1 protein-coding gene is annotated in these 821 nt (G+C 56.8%); it reads right to left on the reverse strand.

Features of this window, described 5'->3' with window-relative positions; translation table 11 throughout:
• Nucleotides 1-146 precede the first annotated feature (146 nt).
• Nucleotides 147-821, reverse strand: a 675-nt coding sequence (locus tag GE027_RS22630; protein ID WP_153559500.1) for a transposase, incomplete at its 5' end; no start/stop codon positions are given.

Below are 821 nucleotides of genomic sequence, written 5' to 3' on the forward strand. Positions count from 1 at the left end.
AAGACTCTGGGGTCATCACGGTTCCCGTCACCGGAAGATCGCCAGGGCGGTGGATCGCGAGGGATCCATCTCTGTGCTGATGCAAGCACCTCCAACAGTTCACAGTTATTAATTCTCAGTCATCGACTTGGTTCACTTCTGCGGTCTCAAGCTGCAGTCTGGCATGCGGGTTGAGCCGTCGATCGGTTCTGTTTCGGCTTCGGCTTCGGCTCCAAAGATGCGGTGTAGTTGGTAGACAGTTTCTCACCGAGCAACGCGCCGGCAGGAATTTCCCCCCGAGCGACATACTTGCCCAAGGCCACCAATAACTTCCGAGCCAGTGCCACAATGCCTCGTTTGCGTTCTCTGGAAGTGCCACCGCCGAAGCGATCGCAGTACCACCGCGAAAGTTCGCTTTGGGGTTGATACTGAAGCCAAAGCCAAGCGATTTCGATCATCAGTACGCGTAGATCGCCGCGACCTGCTTTGCTAATTCCCTGCTCCTTCTCTTCATTGCCGCTGCTGTGGGGCGTAGGAACCAAGCCGACCAACGCGGCCAGTTGTCGACGATTGCCAATGTCACGCCACGAAAAGATTTCCGCGGCAAGCGTCCAGGCGGTGACAACGCCGATCCCCTTAAGCTGTGCCAAGTGCTCCGCCAAAGCAATGATTCGTTCCTCAGCACCGAGCTGCTCAGTCTCTAGCTTCGAATCCTCCTCACTCTCAGCGATACGCTTCCGCGCCTGACGCAGCATCGTGTGCTGGTGCTTCTGCAGTTGGCGGATTTGCTCCGTCACAAGCCGCAGACGCTCGAATTCCCGTTGCAGTCTTTCCACCAATCG

The sequence above is a fragment of the Roseimaritima sediminicola genome (assembly GCF_009618275.1).
In the GTDB taxonomy this organism is placed as follows: domain Bacteria; phylum Planctomycetota; class Planctomycetia; order Pirellulales; family Pirellulaceae; genus Roseimaritima; species Roseimaritima sediminicola.